At 61.4% G+C, this 25248-nt stretch carries 21 protein-coding genes; 4 read left to right on the forward strand and 17 right to left on the reverse strand.

What is annotated here, in order from left to right; all coding sequences use genetic code 11:
* From RNA01_RS08525 to RNA01_RS08545, 5 genes are all read right to left on the reverse strand, one after another.
* The gene (locus RNA01_RS08525; RefSeq protein ID WP_147179547.1) at positions 1-1098 is read right to left on the reverse strand and encodes an ABC transporter ATP-binding protein; all 1098 of its coding nucleotides are present in this window, start codon (positions 1096-1098) and stop codon (positions 1-3) included.
* A gap of 14 nt (positions 1099-1112) precedes the next feature.
* Positions 1113-2090 carry a carbohydrate ABC transporter permease gene (locus RNA01_RS08530; RefSeq protein WP_147179548.1) on the reverse strand — a complete coding sequence of 326 codons (978 nt, stop codon included), beginning with the start codon at positions 2088-2090 and terminating at the stop codon, positions 1113-1115.
* Position 2091: 1 nt separating this feature from the next.
* Positions 2092-3006, reverse strand: coding sequence for a carbohydrate ABC transporter permease (locus RNA01_RS08535; RefSeq protein ID WP_147179549.1), 915 nt, complete (start codon positions 3004-3006; stop codon positions 2092-2094).
* A 220-nt stretch (positions 3007-3226) separates the two neighbouring features.
* Positions 3227-4555, reverse strand: a complete 1329-nt coding sequence (locus RNA01_RS08540) for an extracellular solute-binding protein (RefSeq protein ID WP_147179550.1) — start codon at positions 4553-4555, stop codon at positions 3227-3229.
* Positions 4556-4729: 174 nt separating this feature from the next.
* Positions 4730-5362, reverse strand: coding sequence for a TetR/AcrR family transcriptional regulator (locus RNA01_RS08545; protein WP_210245748.1), 633 nt, complete (start codon positions 5360-5362; stop codon positions 4730-4732).
* A 241-nt stretch (positions 5363-5603) separates the two neighbouring features.
* Here RNA01_RS08545 and RNA01_RS08550 point away from each other — a divergent pair, with 241 nt between their 5' ends.
* Positions 5604-5915 carry an NIPSNAP family protein gene (locus RNA01_RS08550; RefSeq protein WP_147179552.1) on the forward strand — a complete coding sequence of 104 codons (312 nt, stop codon included), beginning with the start codon at positions 5604-5606 and terminating at the stop codon, positions 5913-5915.
* Between the two features lie 235 nt (positions 5916-6150).
* Here RNA01_RS08550 and RNA01_RS08555 read toward each other — a convergent pair whose 3' ends face one another.
* The 10 genes from RNA01_RS08555 to RNA01_RS08600 all read right to left on the reverse strand — a co-directional run bounded on the left by RNA01_RS08555 (position 6151) and on the right by RNA01_RS08600 (position 17353).
* The gene (locus RNA01_RS08555) at positions 6151-6498 is read right to left on the reverse strand and encodes a cupin domain-containing protein (RefSeq protein ID WP_147179553.1); all 348 of its coding nucleotides are present in this window, start codon (positions 6496-6498) and stop codon (positions 6151-6153) included.
* A gap of 86 nt (positions 6499-6584) precedes the next feature.
* A complete protein-coding gene (locus RNA01_RS08560; RefSeq protein WP_147179554.1) occupies positions 6585-7910 on the reverse strand; it encodes an NAD(P)/FAD-dependent oxidoreductase in 1326 nt (441 codons plus the stop codon).
* Positions 7911-7919: 9 nt separating this feature from the next.
* On the reverse strand, positions 7920-8810 hold the full coding sequence (locus RNA01_RS08565; RefSeq protein ID WP_147179555.1) for an ABC transporter permease: 891 nt from the start codon (positions 8808-8810) through the stop codon (positions 7920-7922).
* Positions 8811-8820: 10 nt separating this feature from the next.
* Positions 8821-9771 carry an ABC transporter permease gene (locus RNA01_RS08570; protein ID WP_147179556.1) on the reverse strand — a complete coding sequence of 317 codons (951 nt, stop codon included), beginning with the start codon at positions 9769-9771 and terminating at the stop codon, positions 8821-8823.
* Between the two features lie 110 nt (positions 9772-9881).
* Positions 9882-11546 (reverse strand): peptide ABC transporter substrate-binding protein, encoded by a 1665-nt coding sequence (locus tag RNA01_RS08575; RefSeq protein ID WP_147179557.1) that lies wholly within the window; start codon positions 11544-11546, stop codon positions 9882-9884.
* 146 nt (positions 11547-11692) lie between these two features.
* Positions 11693-13024: an NAD(P)/FAD-dependent oxidoreductase gene (locus tag RNA01_RS08580; protein ID WP_147179558.1), complete on the reverse strand. Its 1332-nt coding sequence runs from the start codon at positions 13022-13024 to the stop codon at positions 11693-11695.
* Position 13025: 1 nt separating this feature from the next.
* Complete coding sequence (locus tag RNA01_RS08585; RefSeq protein WP_147179559.1) at positions 13026-13739, reverse strand: SDR family NAD(P)-dependent oxidoreductase; 714 nt, start codon at positions 13737-13739, stop codon at positions 13026-13028.
* Positions 13736-14224 (reverse strand): MarR family winged helix-turn-helix transcriptional regulator, encoded by a 489-nt coding sequence (locus RNA01_RS08590; RefSeq protein WP_147179560.1) that lies wholly within the window; start codon positions 14222-14224, stop codon positions 13736-13738. Before RNA01_RS08590 ends, RNA01_RS08585 begins: the two co-directional genes overlap by 4 nt.
* A gap of 330 nt (positions 14225-14554) precedes the next feature.
* Complete coding sequence (locus RNA01_RS08595) at positions 14555-16201, reverse strand: ABC transporter ATP-binding protein (RefSeq protein ID WP_147179561.1); 1647 nt, start codon at positions 16199-16201, stop codon at positions 14555-14557.
* 222 nt (positions 16202-16423) lie between these two features.
* The gene (locus RNA01_RS08600) at positions 16424-17353 is read right to left on the reverse strand and encodes a LysR family transcriptional regulator (RefSeq protein ID WP_147179562.1); all 930 of its coding nucleotides are present in this window, start codon (positions 17351-17353) and stop codon (positions 16424-16426) included.
* A gap of 353 nt (positions 17354-17706) precedes the next feature.
* Here RNA01_RS08600 and RNA01_RS08605 point away from each other — a divergent pair, with 353 nt between their 5' ends.
* The 3 genes from RNA01_RS08605 (at position 17707) to RNA01_RS08615 (ending at position 23096) form a co-directional block, all read left to right on the forward strand.
* A complete protein-coding gene (locus RNA01_RS08605) occupies positions 17707-18522 on the forward strand; it encodes an alpha/beta hydrolase fold domain-containing protein (RefSeq protein WP_147179612.1) in 816 nt (271 codons plus the stop codon).
* A 55-nt stretch (positions 18523-18577) separates the two neighbouring features.
* Positions 18578-19777, forward strand: a complete 1200-nt coding sequence (locus tag RNA01_RS08610) for an efflux RND transporter periplasmic adaptor subunit (protein WP_147179563.1) — start codon at positions 18578-18580, stop codon at positions 19775-19777.
* A gap of 118 nt (positions 19778-19895) precedes the next feature.
* Positions 19896-23096, forward strand: a complete 3201-nt coding sequence (locus RNA01_RS08615; protein ID WP_147179564.1) for an efflux RND transporter permease subunit — start codon at positions 19896-19898, stop codon at positions 23094-23096.
* A 576-nt stretch (positions 23097-23672) separates the two neighbouring features.
* Here the strand turns inward: RNA01_RS08615 and RNA01_RS08620 are convergent.
* Together RNA01_RS08620 and RNA01_RS08625 are read right to left on the reverse strand one after the other, a co-directional pair.
* Positions 23673-24236 carry an NIPSNAP family protein gene (locus RNA01_RS08620; protein ID WP_147179565.1) on the reverse strand — a complete coding sequence of 188 codons (564 nt, stop codon included), beginning with the start codon at positions 24234-24236 and terminating at the stop codon, positions 23673-23675.
* 98 nt (positions 24237-24334) lie between these two features.
* The gene (locus RNA01_RS08625; RefSeq protein WP_147179566.1) at positions 24335-25234 is read right to left on the reverse strand and encodes a helix-turn-helix domain-containing protein; all 900 of its coding nucleotides are present in this window, start codon (positions 25232-25234) and stop codon (positions 24335-24337) included.
* Positions 25235-25248 lie beyond the last annotated feature (14 nt).

Here is a 25248-nt window from a genome sequence, read left to right on the forward strand (position 1 = left end):
CTATCCGATCAGGCTCATCTCGCTGTCGGCGTCGAAGACGTGCAATCTGCTCGTATTCGCCGACAGCTTGATCTGGTCGCCATAGTTGTGACGCAGGTCCTTGTTGATCCGGAAGAACAGCTCCTCGCCCTCAACCTTCAGGCCGAGGAACTGGTCGGAGCCGACCGGAAGCACCGAGGTCACCGTGCCGGCGATCACTTCACCAGCCGCAGGCTCGGCGCGCTCATCAACGTCTTCCGCACGAATGCCAAGCTTCACCTTGCGACCGTCGCAATTCAAAAGCTCCTTGCTACGCTCGGGCGCGATATCGAGCCGCGTTTCCCCGCGCACGAATGTCACCTTGTCGCCCTTCACGCTCAGCACGCCATCAAGATAATTGATCGGCGGATTGCCGAGGAACGACGCGACGAAGGTGTTTGCCGGATGTTCATAGATTTCGTCCGGTGTGCCGATCTGCTGCACGCGCCCGTTCCGCATCACCACGATTCGGTCCGCGAGCGTAAGCGCCTCCGCCTGGTCATGGGTGACGTAGACGAAGGTGGTCTGCATGCTGCGGTGCAGTTCCTTGATCTCGGCGCGCATGGAAATGCGCAGCGCCGCATCCAGGTTCGACAGCGGTTCATCCATGAGGAAAACCGCCGGCTTGCGCACCATCGCGCGTCCAAGCGCGACGCGCTGCCGCTGTCCGCCGGAAAGCTGGCTCGGTCGCCGATCGAGCAAATGGGTGATCTCCAGCCGCTGCGCCGCGTCACGCACCCGACGGTCGATGTCGTCCTTCGGGTGTTTGCGCATCAATAGGCCGAAAGCGATGTTCTCGTAGACCGTCTTGTGCGGGTAGAGCGCGTAGCTCTGGAACACCATCGCCACGTCGCGATGATGCGGTGGTGTGTAGTTCACCGTCTCCTCGTCGAAGAAGAGGTTGCCTTCGGTGACTTCTTCAAGTCCGGCGATCATGTTGAGGGTCGTCGACTTGCCGCAACCGGAAGGGCCGAGCAGGACGACGAACTCCTTGTCCTTGATCTCGAGATTGAGATTCTCGAGCGCGACAAACCCGTTCGGATAGCGCTTGGATGCGTTTTCAAAAAGAATGCGGGCCACTGGCGAACTCCCTGTTAACCCTTCACCGCGCCGGCTGTCAGGCCGGAGACGATGTAGCGTTCGAAGATGATAGCGACGATCACCGGCGGCACGATCGCGAGAAGACCCGCCGCGTTGATGAATGAGAAGCTGATGGTGAAGTCGGACGTGAATGATGCCAGGACGATCGGCAGCGTCTGGGACTGCGCCGTCTGGGTGAACATCAGCGCCAGAAGGAACTCGTTCCAGCTGGTCAGGAAGGCAAACAGGATCACGGCGACCAGCGAAGGAAGGGCGAGTGGCAAATACACTTTGGTCATCGCCTGGAAACGCGAGCAGCCGTCGACGCGCGCCGCCTTGTCCAGCTCATCCGGAAGCCCCTCGAAGTACTGGATCAGGATGAACACCGTGAACGGCACGGTGATTGCCAGATAGGTGACGACGAGCGACATTATGTTGTCGAGCAGGCCGAGATTCTTGATGACCAGGAAGAACGGCACGACCAGCGCGATATCGGGAATTACCCGCGTCGTCAGAATGAAATAGACAGACCCGGATCGTCCCAGGAAGCGGATCTTCGCCATGGCATAGGCCGCAGGAACGCCGACCAGCAGATTCATGATGACCACCAAGGTCGCCACAACAAAGCTGTTGAGCATGGCCGGCAACAGGTTGCGCGCCGTCGAGGGAATATAGTTGCCCGAGGCAGGATCCTGCTTGTTGCGGGTCTCATAAGTCACCTCCTCGGCGCCAGCCGAGAAGATCGCCCTGAAGTTCTTCAGCGTCGGCTGGTCGGGCAGCCAATGCGGAGGCACAGACACGATCTCGGCCTCGGTCTGAAGTGAAGAGGATACGAGCCAGCCGACAGGCGCCAGGACGACGAACAGGATGACCAGCGAACCGAGCAGGATAACGCCGCGATGCAACCATCTGAAGATCTCGCCGCGCCGCTTGTAGTCGATGCCGCTCGGCCGGACCGGCTTGCTGGCAGGATTTTGCTGAATGGTTCCCATGCTAGACGCTCCTGCCGAGGGTTCTGATGATGAAATAGGCGAGCGCGAACGTCACCAGCGCCAGCAGGTAGGACATCGCGGCGCCCGTGCCGAAGGACAGGTTGCGGAATGTCTGGACGTAGATCTCCCAGGACAGGACATGCGACGCCGTGCCCGGGCCGCCTTCGGTCAGAATGAAGAAGAGATCGAAGTGCCGGATCGCCATCATCGTCTCGTAGATCATGACGAGCATGAACCCGGTCCGCATCGAGGGAAGCGTCACATGGATGAAGCGCTGCCACAATGGTGCGCCATCGACGCGGGCGGCTTGGTAGAGGTCCTGCGGAATGGATTTCAGCGACACCAGCAGCAGGATCGTCGCCAGCGGCACTTCCTTCCAGACGAAGGCATTGGCAATCAGCGGCAGGGTCTTGTGCTGGTCGCCGAGCCAGATCATGTACTTGTCGATAAAATCCAGCTGATAAAGCAGGCCGTTGAGAGCGCCGTAGCCGGAATCGTAGATCCATTTCCACATCAGCGCGTCGGCGACATAGGGAATAGCCCACGGGATCAGCAGCACCGTGCTGACCAGCCTGCGGCCTCGGAAGGTCTCGTTCAGCAGCAGAGCAGCCAGAAGCGCCAGCACCGTGATGGCCGTCACCGAGATGACGGTGAAGGATACCGTGCGCAATACGGCGGTCCAGAACAAATCGTCGCCGAAGAGTTCCAGATAGTTGTCGAACCAGACAAAGGGCGTGCGATTGGGACGGGTCAGCTTGATCTGAAAGAAGCTGAGATAGAACGAGTATGCGATCGGGAAGACTGCGACGAGCCCGAGAACGGCCATGACCGGTGCTATGAAGAGATACGCCGTGCGTTCCTCATAGCCGAAATGCCGTCGCAAGCTTGTGGCCATTCCCGCTGTTGTCTTCATCATGATCCGGAGATCCCCCGTCAACTTACGGCCGCGAACAGATGGCCGAGTTCGATTTCACGCGCCCGCAGAAGGCACGCGATACGTCTGATAAAATCCAATGAGTTCGACCCTTTGCCCGCCTGGCGGGATAATGCGTCGCTCGCGGCATCGAAGACCGGCAACCGCCGGCCGAGCTGAAGTGAGCGGCCCGTCCTCGTCACGGGCCACTCCGGTCCGCCCCTTAAGATTGAGACTTAAGGTCGTCCCATTCCTCGCCCGCTTTCTTCAGGGCATCCGCGGGAGTGGCATTGCCAAGGATCGCCGACTGCCATGCCGCGCCGTTGACTTCGCTCCAGTCGCCGAACCAGGGCGTAATGACGTCCTTCTTCTGGGCCAGAGTCTGCTGCTTCTGGATCATCTCCACGTCGCCATACTTGTTGTAGGCGGCGCGCACATCGGCGTCCTCGAACAACGGCTTGACGCCGAAACCGGAGCCGAGGTCGAGGAAAAGCAGCTTCTGGAACATGTACTGGCCGTTCGCCTTGCCACCGAACCACTCGATCAGCTTGGCTGCATTGTCGGAGCGCGCCTTGTCGGCGGCAGCCTGCGCGGACATGCCGTGGAAGCGCATCCAGCCGACCGTCGCATGCGAGCCGTTGGCGCCCATCGGCATCAACGCCTGTTTTGCGCGGCCGGCGATCTGCGACTGGCCAGGGTCATTCAGCATCGCAAGGCGATACTTCGGCAGCATCGCAAAGGCGTGATTGCCGGCGGCGAAGGCCTTCAGCCCATTGAGTTCGCCGGTTTCGACGCAACCCGGCGAAACGATCTTGTGCTTGCTGACGGCATCGACGACCCACTGGAGGGCGGAAAGGGCCCCGCCCTTCTCCTCCTGCATGATCGAATCTCCCTTGTCGTCGGTGAAACGGCCGCCATGCGAGAAGACCATCGCCGACATGAACTCGATCAGCCAGCTTTCCTTGGCCATGGCGAGCATCATCGGGAATTCGGCAATACCCTTTTCCTTCATCACCAGCGCCTGCTCGACGAGCTCGTCCCAACTTGCGGGAGGAGCCGAGAAACCGGCGGCGGAGAGCTTTTCCGCATCGTAGATGAAGCCCATATAGTCGGTATAATAGGTGAGGCCGTACTGCTCACCCTTGTAGGTCATGGAGTCGGTGCAGAAGGCCTCCGCATCGCTGTTATAGGCCATCAGGTTGTCGTAGGCGTTGATCGGAGCGATCCACTTGGCTTCCGCCCATTCCGGCAGCCAGGCGTCGGATACCCACAGGACGTCCATCGGCGCGGCGCCGACGAACTTGGTGACCATCGCGTCGCGATACTGTGCCCAGGGCGCATTCGCGTAGTCGACAGTCAGACCGCTGGCCTTTTCGAAAGCGGCGATGTGGCTCTTCACCAGATCCACTGCCGCCGACCATGTTTGGTAGTTGATCGAATTGCCTGCGGCAAACGCGCCCATGCCCGGCAACGCCAGCGCAGCGCCTCCGGCCAGGGCCGAAGTCTTGAGAAACTCGCGCCGTCCGATCGCGCGTCCAAACCCAGTTTTCATCCGTGTCTTCCCCTTTTTATATCGAAACCGCGCCTGCCACCGCCCAGAACCGTGGAGGCATTTCCAATCTCGATAAAAAAGCTAACAGCGATTTAGTTTGTCGTCAATTGACGACTTTCGTTTAAGTCACGGCTTTCCAGAGGGCGTTTCACACAACCAAAACCAGGTCCAAATTCACTCGAACTGCGCGACCATGGCGTCAAAGCCGCTGAGAAACGAACGGACATGCATGTCGACGACCTGAGCCTGCGGTGTGGTCAGGCTCGCGCGGTAAATATGGCGACGGATGCCGTAGTGCGAGAGCGCGCCGTGGATGGTCCAGCCGATTTCATGGATCGCCTCCGGTTCCATGCCGAGCCGAATGCCGCGCTCGCGCGCTGTTTCGGTGACGATCGTCTCCGTCAGCTTGGTGATGATCGAGGAGATATAGTTCGGCGCCATATCGGCTTCGGCGAGCGAAGAGTAGAGGAAAAGCCGCAGCCACCGTCGTCCGAGCACCGTATCGAGGTAATCATTGTAGAAATCGTTGAGGCGATCACGCATTGGCCGAGAGCGATCACTCAGTTCGGCGAACCAGACTGCCTGGAAAGGTCCCAGGATTGCGGTGTCATAGACCTCCCTCAGCAGATCTTCCTTTGTCGGGAAAAAGCGGTAGAGCAGCCGTTGCGAGATACCGCATTCGGCCGCGAGTGCCCGCGTTTGCGCCGTCAGACCGTATTCGGCAAACAGTTCGGTCGCCTTTTCCAGGATCTGCGCGCGCCGCTCGGCATAGGGCATGCGCTTTTCCTTCTTCTTGCCCTTGGCCACGCCTGTCTGTCCCGCGCCGGTTTGACTTCCTCGCAAATTGGTGGATTTCGCCTTCAAGTTATCCTCGCTCCCGACGTCAAGCGCCTTTAGGTCCTTGTCGACTCATATCATCGAACCGCCTCCAACTATCAATACAGCACAATATGTCGTCAATTGACGAACTAATGTGCGATGTGCATGCTGCCGTCATTGGAGCCGGTATCGCCGGACGTTCAAGTGACAATCGTTGAGGGAAGTCCAGATGATCTATGAGCAGCGCATTTACGAGATGAAGCCGGGCTCGGTCGGCGCGTTTTTGAAGGTCTATGAAGAGGAGGGCCTTGCCATAATCACCACATACGCAAAGCTCATCGGCTGTTGGACAAGCGAAAGCGGTACCTTGAACTCGGTCGTCTTCATCTGGGCCTATGAGGATTTCGGCCATCGCACCGCTCAGCGCGCCAAGATGGGCGCCGACCCGGCGTGGCAGGCCTTTGTACCGAAGATCCTGCCTTTCCTGGTCCATCAGGAGAGCCGCTTCCTGCTGCCCGCCGCATTTTCTCCACAGAACTGAAGCCTGGCACATTGCTGGTTGTCGCACGCGCGGATCGGCATAAGGGCTTGAAGGACCAAGTGAAGGTTTTCATCCGGCTGTTTGATGATGATAGCAAGGCATGATCCGGCTCAAGTCGGCAGGATAATGCCAGCACCTGATTTCCCTCCGCCGAGCAACCACCAGCCTCCTCCATTTTCACCGCAAAAATCAATGGCCGGTACCGAGACACCGGCCAATCCATTCCTGTCGCGCTTCAAGGCTTCGGCACAACCGTCGCGAGCTTGCGGAAGGTCGAAAGGATTTCGAGTTGGCTGGCGACGCCCTTGGCGACGTGTACGATGGAGCCGGGGCCGATCTTCACCGGTTCGGATCCAGTCTGCGAATAGAGAGCTTCGCCCTCCGCCACGATGAAGGTTTCCTCCAGATCGCGGCCCGGATAGCTGTAGATGCCGGGTTCAGCCTTCCAAATTGCGACGATCGTACCGTTCTCGATGTCATCCTGCCAGATGGACCGCCTGTAGGAGCCGCTGTCGCGGCCCTCTGCCGGCACGCCGCGCGTCATATCGATGTCGTCGGAAATGTTGAAAATCGGCATGTTCATATGGGGTCTCCGTGGTTGAAAGTGGTCGGCACCGCGGGCGAAAGCCTTGGCTTCCGCCGGCGTCATCGGCGCGTTGATGGGAATGGTCAGGCGTGCGGCGGAAGCGGCGCGCCGGAAAGCCGCGCGGTAATATTGTCCCGTATCCTGTAGTAGCGCAGCGTCATGGCCGGACCGAAACTCATGTAGAAGGGCGCGGCCGTCAGCGGTTCGAGTTTCAGGGCGAGTTCGCTTTCCGGTTTGTCCAATGCCCATTCCGACAGGATGGAGCCGAGCATGGAGCCGGTCGGAACGCCACGTCCGGAAAGACCCGTCAGCGCTACCACGCCGGCGGCAAGGGAGTAGAAGCGAGGCACGGTGCGGTACTGCATGTCGAGTTCGCCGAACCAGAAATAGTCCCAACGTAAATCGCCCTTGATCTGCGGATGCAGCCATTTCAGCCGGTCGCTCATGACCTGCCGGGTATAGGCCATGTCGCGGCCGCGCCGGCCCATGGGGAACATCGAGGCGACGATGCGGCCTTCGGCATTGTATTTGTAGACATAGATGTCCCCACGACCATCGTGGATCGTGGTGTTTTTCGGCAGCACCGTCCGGCGCGTCTCCTCATCCAGTGGCTGGGTCGCCGCCACAAAGACCTTCTGGATCTTGAAGGTACGGTCGAGCTTCGGCCATCCGCCCACGGTATAGGCTCCAGTGGAGAAGATCACCTTGTCCGCGACCACTTCGCCCTTCTCGGTCTTCACCGACCAGCCGCCGGTCGCATTGCGGTCGCAGGCGATGACCGCCGAGCCGGTGTGAATGACGCCACCCTCCTGCATGACGGCGCGGGCAAGCCCGCGCGCATAACCGAGTGGATTGAGGTGCCCACCTTCCTCGTGCAGCCAGCCTCCGTGAAAGCGCGGACTGCCGGTGATGGCCTCCACCTCGTCCCGGTCGAGAACCCGGGTGTGGGCACCGATGGCATTATAGCTTGCGGCCTTTTTCTTGATTTCGGCGAGCGCCCCTTTGTGGGGTGCACCCATGACATAGCCGTTCTGCACCCATTCGCAGTCGATCTGGTAGTCCCGGATCATGCTGGAAACGCGATCGTTTGCCCGCGTCTGGCGTTCGATCAGGCGCTCGGCCCAGGGCTCTCCCAGCATCGTGCGGAGTTCCGGCAGGCTGTAATGCGTGAATGTCGGCGTGCAGTGCCCGGCATTGCGGCCGGAGCCGCCGAAGCCGGCTTCCGCCCGCTCCAATAGCACGACTCTGACGCCGGACCGGGCTAGATCGAGGGCTGTCGTCAGACCGGTATAGCCGGCTCCGACGATGCAGATATCCACCTGCACCTTGCCTTCCAGCGGCTCTGTCTTCGGCGCCGCGGCGGCCGTCGCATACCACAGCGTCACGTCGAAGGGGGAAAACGTAACCATGGAGGCACCTCAGTTCAGGTCACTGCGGGCGTCGAGGGCGTCTCGCAGCCCGTCGCCGATGAAGTTGAAGCTGGTTACGGCAAGTGTGATCGCAATGCCGGGAACAATGGCGAGCCATGGGGCGCTGTCGAGATATTGCTGAGCGCCGTTCAGCATGTTGCCCCAGCTCGGCAGCGGCGGCTGGATGCCATAGCCGAGGAAACTGACATAGGCCTCGAGCAGGATGGCGCGAGCGACCGTCAGCGTCGCGGCGACGATGATCGGGCCGATGGCATTGGGCAGCAGCTCGCGGAACATGATCCAGGCATTGGACAGACCGAGCATGCGCGCGGCGAGCACGAAGTCACGCTCGCGCAACGATCGCACCTCGGCCTCCACGAGGCGGGCGATTTCCATCCAGCTGGTCACAGCGATGATGACCGTGATCATGAAGGGGCTCGGCTTGACGAATGCGGCGAGCGCCAGAAGCAGGAAGATGCTTGGGAAGGAGAGGAAGGCGTCGACCAGACGCATCAGTATGGCGCCGAGACGACCGCCGTAATATCCCGCGATGATGCCGATCACCGTCCCGAGGGTGGTCGAAAGGACCATGGCAAAGAAACCGACCAGCAGCGAGATCCGTCCGGCATTGAAGAGCCTGGCGGCGAGATCGCGCCCGAGAGGGTCCGTTCCGAAGATATGATAACCCGTGAACGGCGGGGCGAAGCGCGCCCGCAGATCGATATAGAGTTCGTCATAGGGGAGGATATAGGGTCCCGCCACGCAGGCGATGATGAGCACCGCGAGCATCAGCAGGCCGACGACGGCCAGCCTGTGGCGGGCGAAACGACGAACGGTGCGGTTGTTCCACCAGCGGGAGCGCGGTGAAAGTTCCGTGGAGGGAAGTGTCGTAGCGGACATGGCGGGACTCCTATCCGAGGCGGATGCGCGGATCGACAATGGCGACCAGCAGGTCGGCGAGCAGGCTGCCGAACAGAACGAGGATGGCGGAAAACATCAGGAGCCCCATCACGACCGGATAGTCGTGGTAACCGAGGCTGTCGAGGAACAGGCGTCCCATACCGGGCCAGGTGAACACTGTCTCGGTCACGAGCGCACCGCCGAGGATGGTCGGCAATTGCAGGCCGGCAAGGGTGATCATCGGAAGCAGCGCGTTGCCAACCACGTGTTTCATCAGGACCCGGCGCGGCTTCAGCCCCTTGGCGCGGGCCGTCCGCACGAAGTCCTGATTGATGACATCCAGGGTGGCGGTCCGCATGTAGCGACTCCATACCGCGATGTTGACCAGCGCCAACACCAGGCTCGGCATGATAAGGTGGATGGCATAGTCATAAAACGAGCTGTCGCCGATCGTGTACATGTTGCCCGCGGGCAGCCATTTCAGCTTCAGTGCGAACACGTATATGGCGACCAGTCCGAACCAGAAGGTCGGGATGGAAAGGGCGATCATCGCGCCGACAGTCGCGGCATAATCGAAGATCGAATAGCGTTTCGTCGCTCCCTTTATACCGATCCATGTGCCAATCAGGATCGAGATCAGCGTCGAGGAAACCATCAACAGCAGCGTGGCGAAGAGGTGTCCGGAGATGATTTCCAGAACCGGTCTCTGGTCACGGTAGGACTTTCCCCAATCGCCTTGCAGCAGTCGCCACATCCAGTCGAGATATTGGATGGGTATGGGCCGATCGAGGCCCATCTGGTGAGCGATGCGGTCGAGTGCCTCGCGGGTCATGCCGGGGGTCAGCGCATATTGCGACAACGGTCCGCCGGGTGCCAGGTTAAGGATGGCAAATCCGATGATCGAAACGAGCAGCAGCAGCACGAGGCTCTGCCACAGCCGGTGGAGAAGATAGGACAGCATGTTTGGGCTCCGGGTCACGCCGAGGGGGACACGTCAGGCCGGCCGCATGTCGCGTGGCCGGTCGAAGTTCCATGGCCGGTGCCGACACGACACCGGCCCGGTCTTCAGCCTCAGGCCCAGCGCCAGGTCGCGACGTTCCAGGTGTCGATGCGAACATTGACATTGGGGATGACGTTCTCGACACCCTGTTTGTGGCCGCGAACCGTCGCATACTGGAAGAGCGGCAGGAACGGCATGTCCTTGCGCATGATCTCCTGGATCTTCAGGTAGACCGCCTTGCGCTCCTCGGGCACGAAAATCTCGCCACCCTTGGTCAGGAGATTGTCCACTTCCTTGTTGGCATATTGCCAGGTGTTCTGGCCTGCGCCGCCCTTGGCAGGGCTCGAATTGGAGCGGAAGTAGTCGGACGTATCCGGATCCGATCCGGTGAGGAAGTCGAGACCGACGATGACCGTGTCGAATTTCGACAGCATCCAATAGTCGCCCCACATTACCGCCGGGGGCAGGTTGGAGATGGTCATCTCGACGCCGATGTCCTTGAACGACTGCTGCATGTACTGCTGCACCTGTTCACGGATATGGTTGCCTGCTGTCGTGGAGCAGGTGAAGGAGAGCTTCACGCCGTCCTTGGCGCGGATGCCGTCGGCGCCGGCAGCCCAGCCTGCGTCATCAAGCAGCTTCTTGGCCTTCTCGATATCGTATTCGTGCTTCGGCAGGTCCGGATTGAAGTAGAAGGACTGCTGCGGCACGTAGCTTTCAGTCGGCGTGGGCAGGCCGTAATAAAGCGCGTCGATGATCGATTGCTTGTCGATGGCGTGATAAAGCGCCTCGCGGACAGCCGGATCCTTGAATTGCGGCCGCTCCATGTTGAAGGTGAAGGATTCGATCGTCGAGCCCGGCACGACGTTGACTGCCTTGCCTTCCAGCCCCTTCGCCTCGTCGTAGTGATCGGGCGTGATCCACTGCAGGCCGACGACGTCGATGTCGCCGGTCTTGAACTGGGTGTACATGACGTTGAGGTCGGGAATGTACTTGTAGATGAGTTTCTCGACATAGGGACCGTCGCCGAAATAGTCCGGGTTGGCATCGAGCAGGATATGATCGCCGGCGACGCGCTCGGACCACTTGAACGGACCGGTGCCGACCGGGGCGTTGTTAAAGGCGGCCATGTTCTTGTCAGCTTCCGCGCCGAGGATGTGCTTGGGGGTGATGAATGTCGAAGCGAGGATGGACGGATAGGGCGCGAAGGGCTTTTCCATGCGCCAGGTGATTTCGGTCGGTGAAACCACGGTCAGGTCGCGCACGAGTTCGTGCCCGGTCCTGCGCCAACTGCGGAAATCGGGATCGACCAGAAGCTCGATCGTGAACTTTACGTCTTCGGCCGTGAACGGCTTGCCGTCATGCCATTTGACGTCATCGCGCAGCTTCACTTTCCAGATCAGGCCGTCGGCGGAAATGCCGCCATTCTCGACCGTGGGAACTTCGGCGGCCAGCGCCGCGACGAACTTGCCGGAGGGGTCGACGGAGAAGAGGGTGTCGAAAATGCTGAAGTGAATGCCCTCGTCCACCTCGATATGGGGCATGTGCGGGTTGAATACCGTCGGCTCCTGCGAGAAGCCGACCGTGAGTTGGCCCTTGATGGTCTTGGGCTGATCGGCCAGCGCCTTGCCCATGCCGGGCAGGCCGGAAAGAACAAGCCCGGAGGCGCCGAGCGCCATTAGGCCAAGCGCCTGCCGGCGTGTCGTTTTCATGAATGGGTTGTTTTGGTCAGACATGTCAGTTCCCCTTGTTCTTGGATACGATGAAACGTCAGTTTGCATTTCTGCTCTGCCTCTTCGGGCAGTTTTCGCAGTGAGGCGGTGAACCCTTTTCCACCGCCTGTTCCGGCGCCGGCAGCATTTCTGCCGCCGGCGAAAACCTGTCAGAAGCCGCTGATCAGCTCGATCTTCGATCCATCCGTGAAGCGCTTGAAGCGGAAGTTCTCACGCTCGACGAGCGGCGGGCGTCCGGCGACGATGTCGGCCATCAGTCGGCCGGCCGCGGGACCGATGCCGAAGCCGTGTCCGGAAAAGCCGGTTGCGACATGGAAGCCCGGAATGGCGTCGATCGCGTCGATCACCGGGATGGCATCCGGCGTAACGTCGATCATCCCGGCCCAGCGCTGCGCGATCTCGGCCTTGGCGAAGACAGGAAAGGCCTTCGTCAGCTTGGCGAGCGCGCTGTCAGTCATCGCCTTCGACGGGATCGGGTCGAGCACGCGATTGTATTCGAACGGGGAGGGCTCATCGAGCGTCCAGCGGCGCGGCATGCGGTATTCGTCATAGAACCGTCCGCCGAAACGGAAGCGCAGCGAACGCCATTCATGCCCCAGCGCCGGCAGGAATTTCGTCGCGTAACGGAAGGAGGCGGGCACGATGTCGACGATGTTCTGGAAGCCGTCGGCGATGGTGTAGCCGCCGTCCAGCCGCTTGCGGATGGCGAAGCCGTTCGACCACAACGCCTCCTCCGGGCCGCCGTCCAGCGGTTTCGTGCGCAGCACCGAGTTCATCACCTTGAGCTGCGGGAGATCGAGGCCGTTGTTGCCGAGGAAGAGGCTGGACCATGCGCCGCCGGCCAGGACCACGGCCTTGCAGGCGATTTCTCCGCGTTCAGTCACGACGCCGGAAACCCGGCCCGCAGACAGCTGCAAACCGCGTACCGCGCACTCGGTCAGGATATGGGCGCCCCTGTCGCGGGCGGCTTCCGCTATGGCCGGGGCGGCCCGCTGCGGCTCCGCGCGGCAATCGCCAGCGGTATAGAGAGCGCCGGCGATGTTCATGTTGGAGTCGGGATATTTCGCTTTGAACTCTGCCGCGCTCAGCATGCGGGATTCGATCTGGTAGCCCTCCAGATTGCGGTTCCAGCGTTCGTGTTCATCGAACTGCTTTTCGTCGGCGCAGGTGAAGACGATGCCGGAGCGCTTGAAGCCGGTCTCACGGCCGGTCCTGCGGTTGAGATCGGCCCAGATACGCAGGGACTCGGCCATCAGCGGCACTTCGCGGGGATCGCGGCGGGAAATACGAACCCATCCCCAGTTGCGGCTCGACTGCTCCTGGCCGATGCCTCCCTTTTCGCACAAGGCGACGCGCAGGCCGCTGTCGACCAGTTCCAATGCGGTGGAGGTTCCGATGATCCCGCCGCCGATCACGACGACGTCCACCTCTTTCGGCATTTCCACGTCGCCATGGACGGGAACGACATAAGGACCTGGCATTTCAGAAGAACTCCTCGAGCTGGCAATTGATGGCGAACTCGGCGACCGAGGCCTCGTTCGGAAGGGAAACGAGCAGGGCGATAATGCGGGCGAGATCGTCGGGCTGAGTCATCAGTTCGGCGGGACGATCGGTCAGCCCGGCCGCCATGTCAGTGGCAACGAAACCGGGGCAGACCGCAGTGGCACGCACGCCCTTGTCGAAACCGGCGTGGCGAATGGCGTGGGCGAGCGCCACAGCCGCGAATTTCGAGACGGAATAGCTGCCCGATCCGGGTGACTTGACCCGTTTGCCCGAAAGCGATGCGAGGACGATGACACGTCCTCGACCGCTCTTGCAGAGCAACTCCCAGGCGGCCTTCGCCAGGCGTCGTGGCGCCTTGACGTTGACCGCGAGCATCGCGTCGATGTCTTCGTCGTCGGCCTCGATCACCGTCTTGGGGATCATGATGCCGGCATTGGCGATGACGGCGTCCACCCGTCCGAAGCGCCGGACGGCATCTTGCACCCAGAGCGCTTCGGCCCCGGCGTCGTTGGCGTCGTATTCCGCAAGATGCACGTAATCCGCCCCCGCGCCGGCCCAGACCGGCATGATCGGTTTGCGCATCCCCAGCGACACGGCCCAGCCCTGCCGCAACAATTCCGCAGCGACATGATCGCCGATACCTCTGCTTGCTCCGGAAATCAGCGCGACGCGCCGTTCGATTTTTCCTGTCATGCGTCGAGCCCCACTATTCGGCGATATGCTCGCCGCAGGATGTCCATGAGTTGCTGCTGTTCATCTTCCGGAATGAAGTCGAAAAACTCGCGTGACTGCTTGGGCACGAGTTCGCGGATCTTCACCGCCAGAGCCGCGCCGGCGTCGGTGATGTAAAGCTCCTGAGCGCGGCTGTCCTCGGGCGATGTCTCGCGTCGAAGGAGGTCATGGGCTTCCATCTGGTCGATGATGCGCCCCATCGCCGACCGGTCCTTCATCGTCAGGTGGGCGATGACCGAGGGCCTGATTCCGGGATGGCTGTCGACGAGAAGCAGCGCGGTGATCTTTCCCGTGCCCTTGGCCACGTCGAGACCTTCAAGGTAATCGTCGAGATCCCGCGATACGGCCAGATTGACCGCCCGGATGTAGAAACTCAGTGTGTCCTTCAGGACGTCGAGATCGATTTCCTCGATGGTCGTTGGCGGTTTTGCAGGGGGCTTCGGCATTCTGTTCCTGTTCTTTCATGGACGCGGAAAGCCATTGGCAGTCCGCGCGGAGCGCGAGGCTGCCAGAGACGTTCGTCCGGCCATGTCGTGTGTCGCTGTCAGGGATATGAAAAGACAAATAGTGGATAAGTGCAACTATATTATTCCACTATTAGGAATTTTTTTCTCTTTTCTGGAAATCCTTAAGCACAAAAAGACCACCCCGCCGGACCGTGTGCGATCCAGCCTGTTATTCTCTCGTATCTTTCGCTTTGCCGGGCGGACCGCGCTTATTCCCGAAGAACGTAAGCGGCACGCCTCAGGCGGGATACCTGCAGGGGGGCTCGCCCGTCAGGCTCCGGCAACCCTTGCGGCCGGTTCCCAGTCTGCGCCGGGAATGGCCGAAACGAGGCGCCGGGTATATTCGTGCTCGGGTGCGCGGAATATCTTCGCGGGCGGGCCGTGTTCCACGACGCTTCCCTTGTACATCACGATCACGTTGTCGCAGATCTGGCTGGCCACGCGCAGGTCGTGGGTGATGAAGATCATCGCGACCTTCATTTCCTTCTGCACGCGGGCAAGCAGTTCGAGAATCTGCGCCTGGATGGATACATCGAGGGCGGACACCGCTTCATCGGCGACAAGCAATACGGGATCGAACATCAGTGCGCGCGCAATACCGATACGCTGACGCTGGCCGCCGGAGAACTCGTGCGGGAAGCGGTCGTAAGCGGCCTCGTCGAGGCCGACGAGCTTGAGCAGGCGGAAGGCCTTGGTCTTTGCTTCATGCAGTGCAAGACCGTGCGCCACCGGTCCGACCGTCAGAATCCTGCCGATCGTGTGGCGCGGGTTGAGCGATGCGAAAGGATCCTGGAAGATCATCTGGATATAGGGTCGGAGCAGGCGGAAGCTCTCTTCGGGCATGTTGGCGATGTCCCGGCCGTCGAAGAGTATTCGTCCCGCATCCGGCTCCAGAAGTTTCAGCAAAACGCGACCGAGCGAGGATTTTCCCGAACCGCTTTCGCCCACAACGCCGAGGGTCTGGCCCTTGTGAATGGCAAAACTCACATCGTTGACCGCTTTCACCGTTCGGCCCTTGGCAAAGAAGGTGCCGGAGGTGCGGTATTCCTTTTCCAGATTTTCCACCTGCAACACCACCGGCGCCTCCTCAACCGCCGAGCGATCGTCACTGCGCATGCGCGGGACGGCGGCCACAAGGCGTTGCGTATAGGGATGCGACGGACGGGTCAGGACCTCATCGGCTCCGCCCTGTTCGACCAGAATGCCCTTTTCCATCACGACCACACGATCCGCGATTTCCGCCACCACGCCGAAGTCGTGGGTGATGAACATGACGCTCATGTTCTTGCGTTTCTGGATCTTGCGAATGAGTTCGAGGATCTGCGCCTGCGTGGTGACGTCGAGCGCGGTCGTCGGCTCGTCGGCGATCAGCACGTCGGGGTCGAGGGCCAGCGCCATGGCGATCATTACGCGCTGCCGCTGCCCGCCCGAGAGGCGGAAAGGATATTGCATACGCAGCAGCTTCGGGTCCGGAAGGCCTACTTCCTCCAGCAGTTCGAGTACCTTGGCGGCACGGGTTTCCGGGCTGCCGACGCCATGCGCCTCCATAACCTCGGCAATCTGGTCGCCGATGGTCATCAGCGGGTTCAGCGCCGAAAGGGGGTCCTGGAAGATGATAGAGACGGCTTGTCCGCGCAAGGGCCTGATCTTCTCTTCGGGCGTGGAGAGAATGTCCATATCCTTGAAAAGAATTTGTCCACCCGTCACTTTGATGGACGGGGCAAGAAGCCCCATGATGGCATTGGCGGTTACCGATTTTCCGGAGCCGGACTCGCCGATGATGCACAGGATTTCACCGGCGTTGAGATCGAAGGAAATGTCATGGACCGCATGGGCACGTTCCATCTTGGGAGGCAGGCTGACTGTGAGATGGCGGACTGACAGCACCACGTTGGGAGGCATGGACGCTTGCGACATAGGTTCCCCTTGTTTTCTGGTTTGGTCGCTTTTTTGCCGCGCGGCCTTTTGACCGTCGTCGACCTCAAAATAGTGGATCACATCCACTATTTTGTCCAGAGAGCAATGTGCCTTCGCTCAGCCATGAGAGGGTGCATGAAGTAGGCCTGCGCCAACAGGTGGCCTGATGCTTTGGTCACCCCAAAGTGTGTCGTCGCGGCAAAACCGGTCCTGCCCAGAATGTCACCGACTATCATGCTCCGGGGTCCGGCTAAGCTGCTTGTCCGCCACCAGGCGCACCAACCAGTCGACGAAGACCCGGACCTTGTTACTCAGGTGTCGGTTTGGCGGATAGACGATGTAGAGCGGAATGGGTTCGGTGCGCCATTCGGGCAGGACGCGGATGAGGTCGCCTTTTTCGAGCGCGTCGGTGGCCATGAAGTAGGGTACCGGAGAGACCCCGAGACCGTTCAATGTCGCCGCCATATAGCTGCGCGAGTCATTCACCGAAACGACATAGCGCGCGTTGATTTCGAGCTTTTCGCCGGCCCGTTCGAAGTCGAATGTCATAGTACGATTGTTCTGGGCCATGAAATAGCTGACGCAATGATGCCTTTTCTCCAATTCGGAGGGATGCAGAGGGGTACCGTTCTTCTCCAGGTAGCCCGGTGAGGCGCAAGTGATCATCGAGACCTCCGAGACCCGGCGCGCGATCAGCGATTGGTCGGACGGAATGCCGCCGCGCAGGGCACAGTCGACGTTCTCCGCAAGATAATCGACGGGACGGTCGCCGACGCCAAGATCGACGCGAATATCCGGGAACCGCGCGTGAAAGTCATGTAGGGCCGGGATGACGATCCAGTCGGCAAAGGCGCCCGCCATCTCCACCCGAAGTCGGCCGCTGGGCGACAGGTGCGAGTTCGAGAGGCTGGTGTCGAGCTCATCGAGCTGGGAGATGATCTGTGTCGCTCTCTCGTAGTAGAGCGCCCCATCCGTTGTCACCATGACGCGCCGGGTTGTACGATTCAGCAGCTTGGTGTGAAGGTGCGCCTCCAGTCCCTGAATGAGATTGGTTACCGTCGCCTTGGGCAGGCTGAGCGCCTCGGCGGCGCGGGTGAAGTTGCCCATCTCCACCACCCGGACGAAGGCGCGCATGGCCGATAGCTGATCCATGTGACAGTTCCTGTCAGTATGCGATGCGGTATTGTTCGAAATATCGAACAGTGCGCTCGGATTTGCGAACTTGTTCAGATTTTTGAATAAAGTAGATTAGGTTTCAAGAAAAGCAAAGTGTCCGACAGATGGCCAGACCTGCAATCATCGGTCAAAGGGCGATTGAATCGCATTCTTGCTCTCGAAACTCCTGTCGGTCTAGGCGCGCCTCTTGCGCGACTTCGCTCAAGATTCGAAGCCGCCGGCAAACAAGGAAAGGTGTAGGAAATGCGTTTTCCGCGCTATCTGCCCGTGCCGGTGATGCTCTTCGTGAGCTTGTTCCTGGCAGCATGGCGTCTGAAGTGACCGATCCGATGCCTGTCGAGATCAAGGACATGACGCTGGACAACTTGACCGTTGGCCGCGTTGCGGTACGCGTCTATCAGGGGGCGGAGTATGGTAAGGGACCGCCGGTCCTGATCTATTTTCATGGCGGTGCATTTCGCCATGCCGGGCTTGTCGATTGCCCGATGGCTGAATGCCTGGCTGGTATAGGCGCGATCGTCGTGGTGCCGGATTACAATGCCCTCGGATCGGTCTTCCCGAAGCCGCTGGAGGTCGGCTTTTCCGTCTTCACCTATATGGCGAAGAAGCGGGCGGGGTTCGGCGATCGCAAGTCCTTGCTGCTTGTCGGCGGCTCGGAGGCCGGCGGCAATATCGCCGCCGCGGTCAGTCTCAAGGCCCGTGACCATTTCGCCGACGAACTGGATGGCCAGGTGCTGGTCTCGCCGCTGCTCGACCCCTTCATGGGAACGCCTTCGTTCCGCAAGGCCGAGGCGATCGGCATGCGGGACCTCTGGGCGGACGGCTGGAGCCACTACCTGAGCGGCGGCGTCTGTCACCCCTATGCCGCGCCGTCCGCCTGTTCTCGACTGTCGGGAATTGCGCCGGCGCTGCTGCTTTCTTCGCAGGACGACCCGCTTCTCGACGAGACCCTCAACTACGCTCAGCGACTGAAAAGCGCGGGCGTCGAGGTTCGACAGCATGTCCTTCCCGCCGGGACAGGCTGGCCATCGGTATACGGCGGGAAAACGGAGGAAGCCCCGAGTTGGCAAGAGAGCGCAAGCAGCCAATTCGCAAGTTTCGTACGCGACATCGGGATTCAAAGATCTGATTTGAAGCCCCTTTAGACCACTTAGACCATTTGATCACATGCGGCACCCCAAGGCCGCAAGGAGCTAGACCATGATAAGGAAAGCAAAGCGCTGGGCCCTCGCGGGCACCGGCCTGGGACTGGCTGCGTCCATTTCGGCAGCCGCACTGTTCCTCGACCTGCCTTTCAGCAGGGCAGCCGCGGAGACGAAGGAAGCGGGCGCCGCCGCCGCCCCGCCGGCGACACCCGTCACCGTCGCCGTGGTGCAGAGCCGCGACGTCACCACCTGGCAGGAATTCTCCGGCCGGCTGGAAGCCGTCGACCGTGTCGAGATTCGCCCTCGGGTCGGCGGCGCGATCCAGTCCGTCAATTTCCGCGAGGGCGCGTTGGTGAAGGCCGGAGACCTCCTCTTCACCATCGATCCCGCGCCTTATGAGGCGACCGTTGCCCAGGCCGCCGGGCAGGTCGCCTCCGCGGAAGCCAAGGTGGCGCTGGCGAACACCGAACTCGATCGCGGCCGCCGTCTTGCGAGCAACCGCACGATCTCGCAGAGCGATCTGGACCAGCGTCAGAACGCGGTCGCCGAAGCCGAAGCGGCGCTGAAGACCGCACAGGCCGTTCTTCGTTCCGCCGTGCTCGAGCTCGACTACACCAAGGTCCGCGCGCCGGTGTCCGGCCGAGCAGGCAAAGTCGCGATCACCGCGGGCAACCTCGTTGCCGCCGGCTCCACCTCCTCGGCGCTGACGACCCTGGTGTCGGCCGATCCGATCTATGCGAGCTTCAACGCCAGCGAGGAGATTGTCGCACGGGCGCTCTCGCGCCTTCCGGCGACCGACGGTGCGCTGCCGCCGATCGACCAGATTCCGGTCGAGATCGGCACGCTTGCCGACGAGGGCACCCCGATCAAGGGTAAGTTGCAACTGATCGGCAACGAGGTGGATGCATCGAGCGGCACCATCGCGGTCCGTGCCGTGATCGACAATCCGCAAGGCCTGCTGATCCCCGGCCAGTTCGTGCGCATCCGCATGGGCGAACCGCGACCGGACAGGAAGATCCTCGTCAGCGAACGGGCGATCGGAACCGACCAGGACAAGAAGTTCGTCTTTGTCGTCGATGCCGACAACAAGGTGTCCTATCGACCTGTCGAACTCGGCAGCAGTGCCGATGGCAAGCGGATCGTTGTGAGCGGCCTTGCCGATGGCGACAAGGTGATCGTCAACGGGTTGCAGCGCGTGCGTCCGGGCGCCCTGGTCGATCCGCAGACCAAAGAGGCCGTTGCGGTTGTGAACTGACCTGTCGGCGGGGCACAGGCGCCCCGCCTTTTTCCGCATTGCATCTGATCCGCTGGTGGGCCTCGTCCCACCGGCCCGGGCCGCATTGTCAAAATTTCACCCTGGAGAGGGCTTCGAAATGAGTATTTCCCGCTTCTTTGTCGACCGGCCGGTGTTCGCAGCCGTCCTGTCGATCCTGATCGTCGTCGCAGGTCTGATCGGCATGCGCTCGCTGCCGATCTCGGAATATCCGGAGGTCGTACCGCCATCCATCGTCGTGCGTGCGGTCTATCCCGGCGCCAACCCCGTGGTCATCTCCGAGACGGTGGCGACTCCGCTCGAGGAGCAGATCAATGGCGTCGACGACATGCTCTACATGAACAGCCAGGCGACGTCCGACGGCGTGCTGACGCTGACCGTAACCTTCAAGCTCGGCACGGATCCGGACAAGGCCCAGCAGCTCGTGCAGAACCGCGTCTCGCAGGCCGAGCCGCGCCTTCCGGCGGAGGTGCGCGCGATCGGCGTCACCACGGTCAAGAGTTCGCCGGACTTCATCATGGTGGTGAACCTGGTCTCGACCACCGACCGCTATGACGTGACCTATCTGCGCAACTACGCGACGCTGAACATCAAGGACCGTCTCGCCCGCATCGAGGGCGCCGGCCAGGTTCAGGTCTTCGGCGCCGGCGACTACGCCATGCGCGTCTGGATCGATCCGCAAAAGGCGGCCGAACACGCGCTTGCCGCAAGCGACATAACCAATGCCATCCGCCAGCAGAACGTGCAGGCCGCGGCCGGCATCATCGGTGCGTCCCCCAGCCCGAGCGGCGTCGAACTTCAGCTCAACGTCAATGCCCAGGGCCGTCTCAGCACGCCTGAGGAATTCGGCGAGATCATCGTCAAGACGGGCAATGAGGGCGAGATCACACGCCTCAGGGACGTCGCCCGCATCGAGATGGGTGCGGCCGACTATACGCTGCGTTCGCTGCTCGACGGCCAGCCGGCGGTCGCCATTGCCGTCCTTCAGGCGCCTGGTTCCAATGCGATCGAAATCGCCGACAATGTGCGCGCCACCATGGACCAGCTTCAGCTCGCCATGCCGGACGGCGTGAAATACGAGATCGTCTACGACACCACGGAGTTCGTGCGCGCGTCGATCGAGAAGGTCGTCGACACGCTTCTGGAGGCGGTTGCCCTCGTCGTTCTCGTCGTCATCCTCTTCCTGCAAACCTGGCGCGCGTCGATCATCCCGCTGATCGCCGTGCCGGTCTCGATCATCGGCACCTTTGCCGTGATGTATGCCTTCGGCTTCTCGATCAATGCGCTGACGCTGTTCGGGCTGGTGCTCGCCATCGGCATCGTGGTGGACGACGCGATCGTCGTCGTCGAGAACGTCGAGCGCAATATCGAGAACGGGCTGTCACCGCGCGAGGCGACCTATCGCGCGATGCGGGAAGTCTCCGGGCCGATCATCGCCATCGCGCTGGTGCTCGTTGCGGTCTTCGTACCGCTCGCCTTCATCAGCGGCCTTTCCGGCCAGTTCTACCGCCAGTTCGCGCTGACCATCGCCATCTCGACGGTCATCTCCGCCATCAACTCGCTGACCCTGTCTCCGGCCCTGGCTGCCCTCCTGCTGAAGGATCACCATGCGCCCAAGGACTGGCTGACGCGGGCCATGGATCGGGTCTTCGGCTGGTTCTTCCGTGGCTTCAACCGGGCCTTCGGTGCCGCATCGAACGGCTACGGCCGCAGCGTCGGCGGTCTCCTGTCGCGCAAGTCGCTGGTCATGGTCGTCTATCTCGCGCTGATCGGCGCCACCTATGCCGTCTTCAATGCTGTTCCGGGCGGCTTCGTCCCGGCGCAGGACAAGCAGTATCTCATCGGCTTTGCGCAATTGCCGGACGGTGCGACGCTCGATCGGACGGAAGAGGTCATCAAGCGGATGAGCGACATCGCGCTGGAACAGCCGGGCGTGGCTCATGCCATTGCCTTCCCTGGCCTGTCGATCAACGGCTTCACCATCGGCTCCAATTCGGGCATCGTCTTTGCGGTTCTCGACGATTTCGCTGAACGCACGACGCCCGAGCTGTCCGGTGGCGCCATCGCCATGCAGCTGAACCAGAAGTTCGCCGGCATCCAGGACGCCTTCATCGCCATGTTCCCGCCGCCGCCGGTCAACGGCCTCGGCTCCACCGGCGGCTTCAAGCTGCAGATCGAAGACCGCGCCGGTCTCGGCTACCAGGCGCTGGACGAAGCGACCAAGGCTTTCCTCGGCAAGGCATACCAGACGCCGGAACTCGCGGGCCTGTTCTCCAGTTTCCAGATCAACGTGCCGCAGCTCTATGCCGATCTCGACCGTTCCAAAGCGGAACAGCTCGGTGTGTCGGTGACGGACGTGTTCGAAACGCTGCAGATCTATCTCGGCTCGCTCTACGTCAACGACTTCAATGCCTTCGGCCGCACCTACAGCGTCCGCGTCCAGGCCGATGCCGCCTTCCGGGCGAGGCCCGAGGATATCGGCCAGCTCAAGGTGCGCTCGCGCACCGGGCAGATGATCCCGCTTTCGGCCCTGTTGAAGGTCGACAGCACCACGGGACCGGAGCGCACCACGCGCTATAACGGCTTCCTTTCCGCCGACATCAATGGCGGCCCGGCGCCGGGCTTTTCGTCGGGCCAGGCACAGGCGGCGATCGAGCGCATTGCCGACGAGACGCTGCCGAACGGCATCACCTTCGAATGGACGGACCTGACCTATCAGCAGATCCTGGCCGGCAATTCGAGCATCTTCGTCTTTCCGCTCGCCCTGCTGCTCGTCTATCTGGTGTTGGCGGCGCAGTACGAGAGCCTGACCTTGCCGATCGCGATCGTCATGATCGTGCCCATGGGCGTGCTCGCGGCGCTGGCCGGCGTCTGGTACACGGGCGGGGACAACAACATCTTCACCCAGATCGGCCTCATGGTGCTCGTGGGTCTATCGGCGAAGAATGCGATCCTGATCGTCGAATTCGCCCGGGAACTGGAGTTCGAGGGCCGAACGCCGGTGCAGGCGGCGATCGAGGCAAGCCGGCTCCGCCTGCGGCCGATCCTCATGACGTCGATGGCCTTCATCATGGGCGTCGTGCCCCTGGTGCTATCGACCGGCGCCGGTGCAGAAATGCGCGCCGCGATGGGACTGGCCGTCTTCTCCGGCATGATCGGCGTCACCTTCTTCGGCATCTTCATGACGCCGGTCTTCTACGTGCTTCTGCGCCGCCTCACCGGCAATCGCCCGCTGGTACAGCACAACGAAGATGTGCCGTTTGAAGATGGAGCGCAAGCCCATCGCATCGCTGCGGAATAGGAGGTGTGAAGCAGACAGCAGGAGGCGATGTCTCTTTGAAGACGTCTTGCCGCTCGTGGTGAACCAGATCAGTGCGTGATGATCGAGCGGCAGAACATCAGCCTACGTGGTGGCCACCCCGGAGAACAACCCACGGGTTTCGGTTCAGGCAGACACGCAGCCTGACCGAGCTCGCGGGCCGGTTCTTCGCCGGTTTCCACCCACGACCGGAAACGGCTTGTCGCGCAGGGGACATGACGTTGGGCGCCTTCTTGCCGCGAATCTCCAGCGTTAGGCATTGCGGAGCTTGGCAAGCTTTGCCACTGCCCACATGTCGTTGAACGTCCAAGATCTTGCCGGCATCGGCGGCGGAGCCGGACGAGATCAAAATCGTCGACGACCGCTATGGCGCTTTTGGGCGAGCGCGGATCGATCGCTGAACTGCGCCGGCCGGAACGTCTTGTTTCCTTCTATCTATCGAGGGCATGGGAAAGGGACATCGGCCGATTGATGAGGTATGTATCATGGCAAGTTCCTCATGCCGCTCAGCGATTTTCCAGCTGTGGTTCCCTTGGCGGCTTTAGCCGGAGAGACCGTTCAAAGACGCGAGAACGCCAATGGGCGAAGAACCACATGGGCGGCACCGCCCTGGGGCTTGATGGAGAGTGGGTCGGGGCCCCGCGGCAAAAGCACGAGCCGCGGGCCGGGCTCGCCCGACAATGTCTCCCATGCGGCAATCGGGTTCTCAAGCGCTTCTCCCGCGACCAGAACAGCGCACTGGGCTGCGAAAAGCGGAGCTGCGGCGCTTCGGGCGGGCAGGGGCTGCTGCCTGAGCTGGAGCGCCTGCTCGAAGCAGGAGGAACCGGAGCACAAGCGCAGCATACGATTTTGCTGCTCCTCGACCAGCGCGAAGGCCTTCGGAATGAAGCCGTTCACCCAATCGCTTTCCTGGGCGAGCGCTGCGCGGCAAGCCTCACGCTCGGCCCAATCCGTATAGCTCCACAGATGGTGGATCACATTCAACGGGCCGGTCTCGGCGAGCCAGTACCCCATGAGTGGAAGATGCCGGGTGACAAGCGGCAGCCCGTGGTCGGCCAGCAGTTCTAGATAGGGCACCGCCGCGCCGGGTTTCAGCCGATAGCTCCGCCATTCGTGAATCATGCCATCCTCCGTGGTGGAGCAGGTTGGTCTGGAACGACGCGAAAGGAAATGGATTGTCCGGCGCAAAACATGGACAATTCATGGTTCGCCGACCCGCGTCACTCGCTGGCGCCCGCCGCCTGCTTGCGGTAGGCGCCAGGCGACATCCCGACCTGCCGGGTGAAGAACCGGTTGAAATAGGCCGGATCATCGAAACCCGTCATATGCGCCACCTGCGCCACAGTGCTTTCGCTGTAAACAAGATAGCGCTTGGCCTCGATGATGACGCGCTCGTACAGCAAGTCCGAGGCCGTCTTGCCCGCCCTGTTCTTGCAGGCTGCGTTGAGCCGCGCCGGCGTGACCGCTAATGCGTCCGCATAGAAGGCCGGCGAACGCTCAACCCGGAAGTGATCCTCGAACAGGGAACGATAACGGGCGAGAAGATCGTAGTCGCGATCCGGAGCGATGATGCGAGGATCATCCTGGGTGATGCTGAGGCGCAGGACCATCACGAGAACCCGCATGAACTGTGCCATGATCGCGGTTCGGCGGCCGGGAGCGGACCAGACATATTCTCGGTGCAGCCAGTAGAAGGTGTCGACAGCGGCGGCGATGTTCACACCTGTCCCTTCCAACGGATAGACGGCGGGGCGGTTCGCGGCGTCGGTAAGTCTTGAATCACTCATCGAGGCGGCTTTCAGGCAGCCCACCGCGGCGGTGATGACGAAGCCGTCGGTCCCAGGATCGAAGTCGATCTTGTGCACGATGCCGGCAGGGATAACGAGAATGCCGGGTGCTGGAATCGTCAGCGGTTGCGCCTCCATGCGGATGGTGCCGCCGCCGTCTCGTACCAGCAAGATCTGCATGTGGTCGGGATGGGCGTGTGGACGAATTCTCCAATCATTCGGCCCACTTCGTTCCCGGATGATCTCGATATTCAGAAAGTCGAGTTCGATGTCCTCTCCCTGATCTCCGTAGAGATAGTAATGCGGAATGCTCGCCGTCGTTTCGCCACTCATTCTCACTCCCTCAA

The sequence above is a fragment of the Paenirhizobium naphthalenivorans genome (genome assembly GCF_007992095.1).
Taxonomy (GTDB): Bacteria; Pseudomonadota; Alphaproteobacteria; order Rhizobiales; family Rhizobiaceae; genus Allorhizobium; species Allorhizobium naphthalenivorans.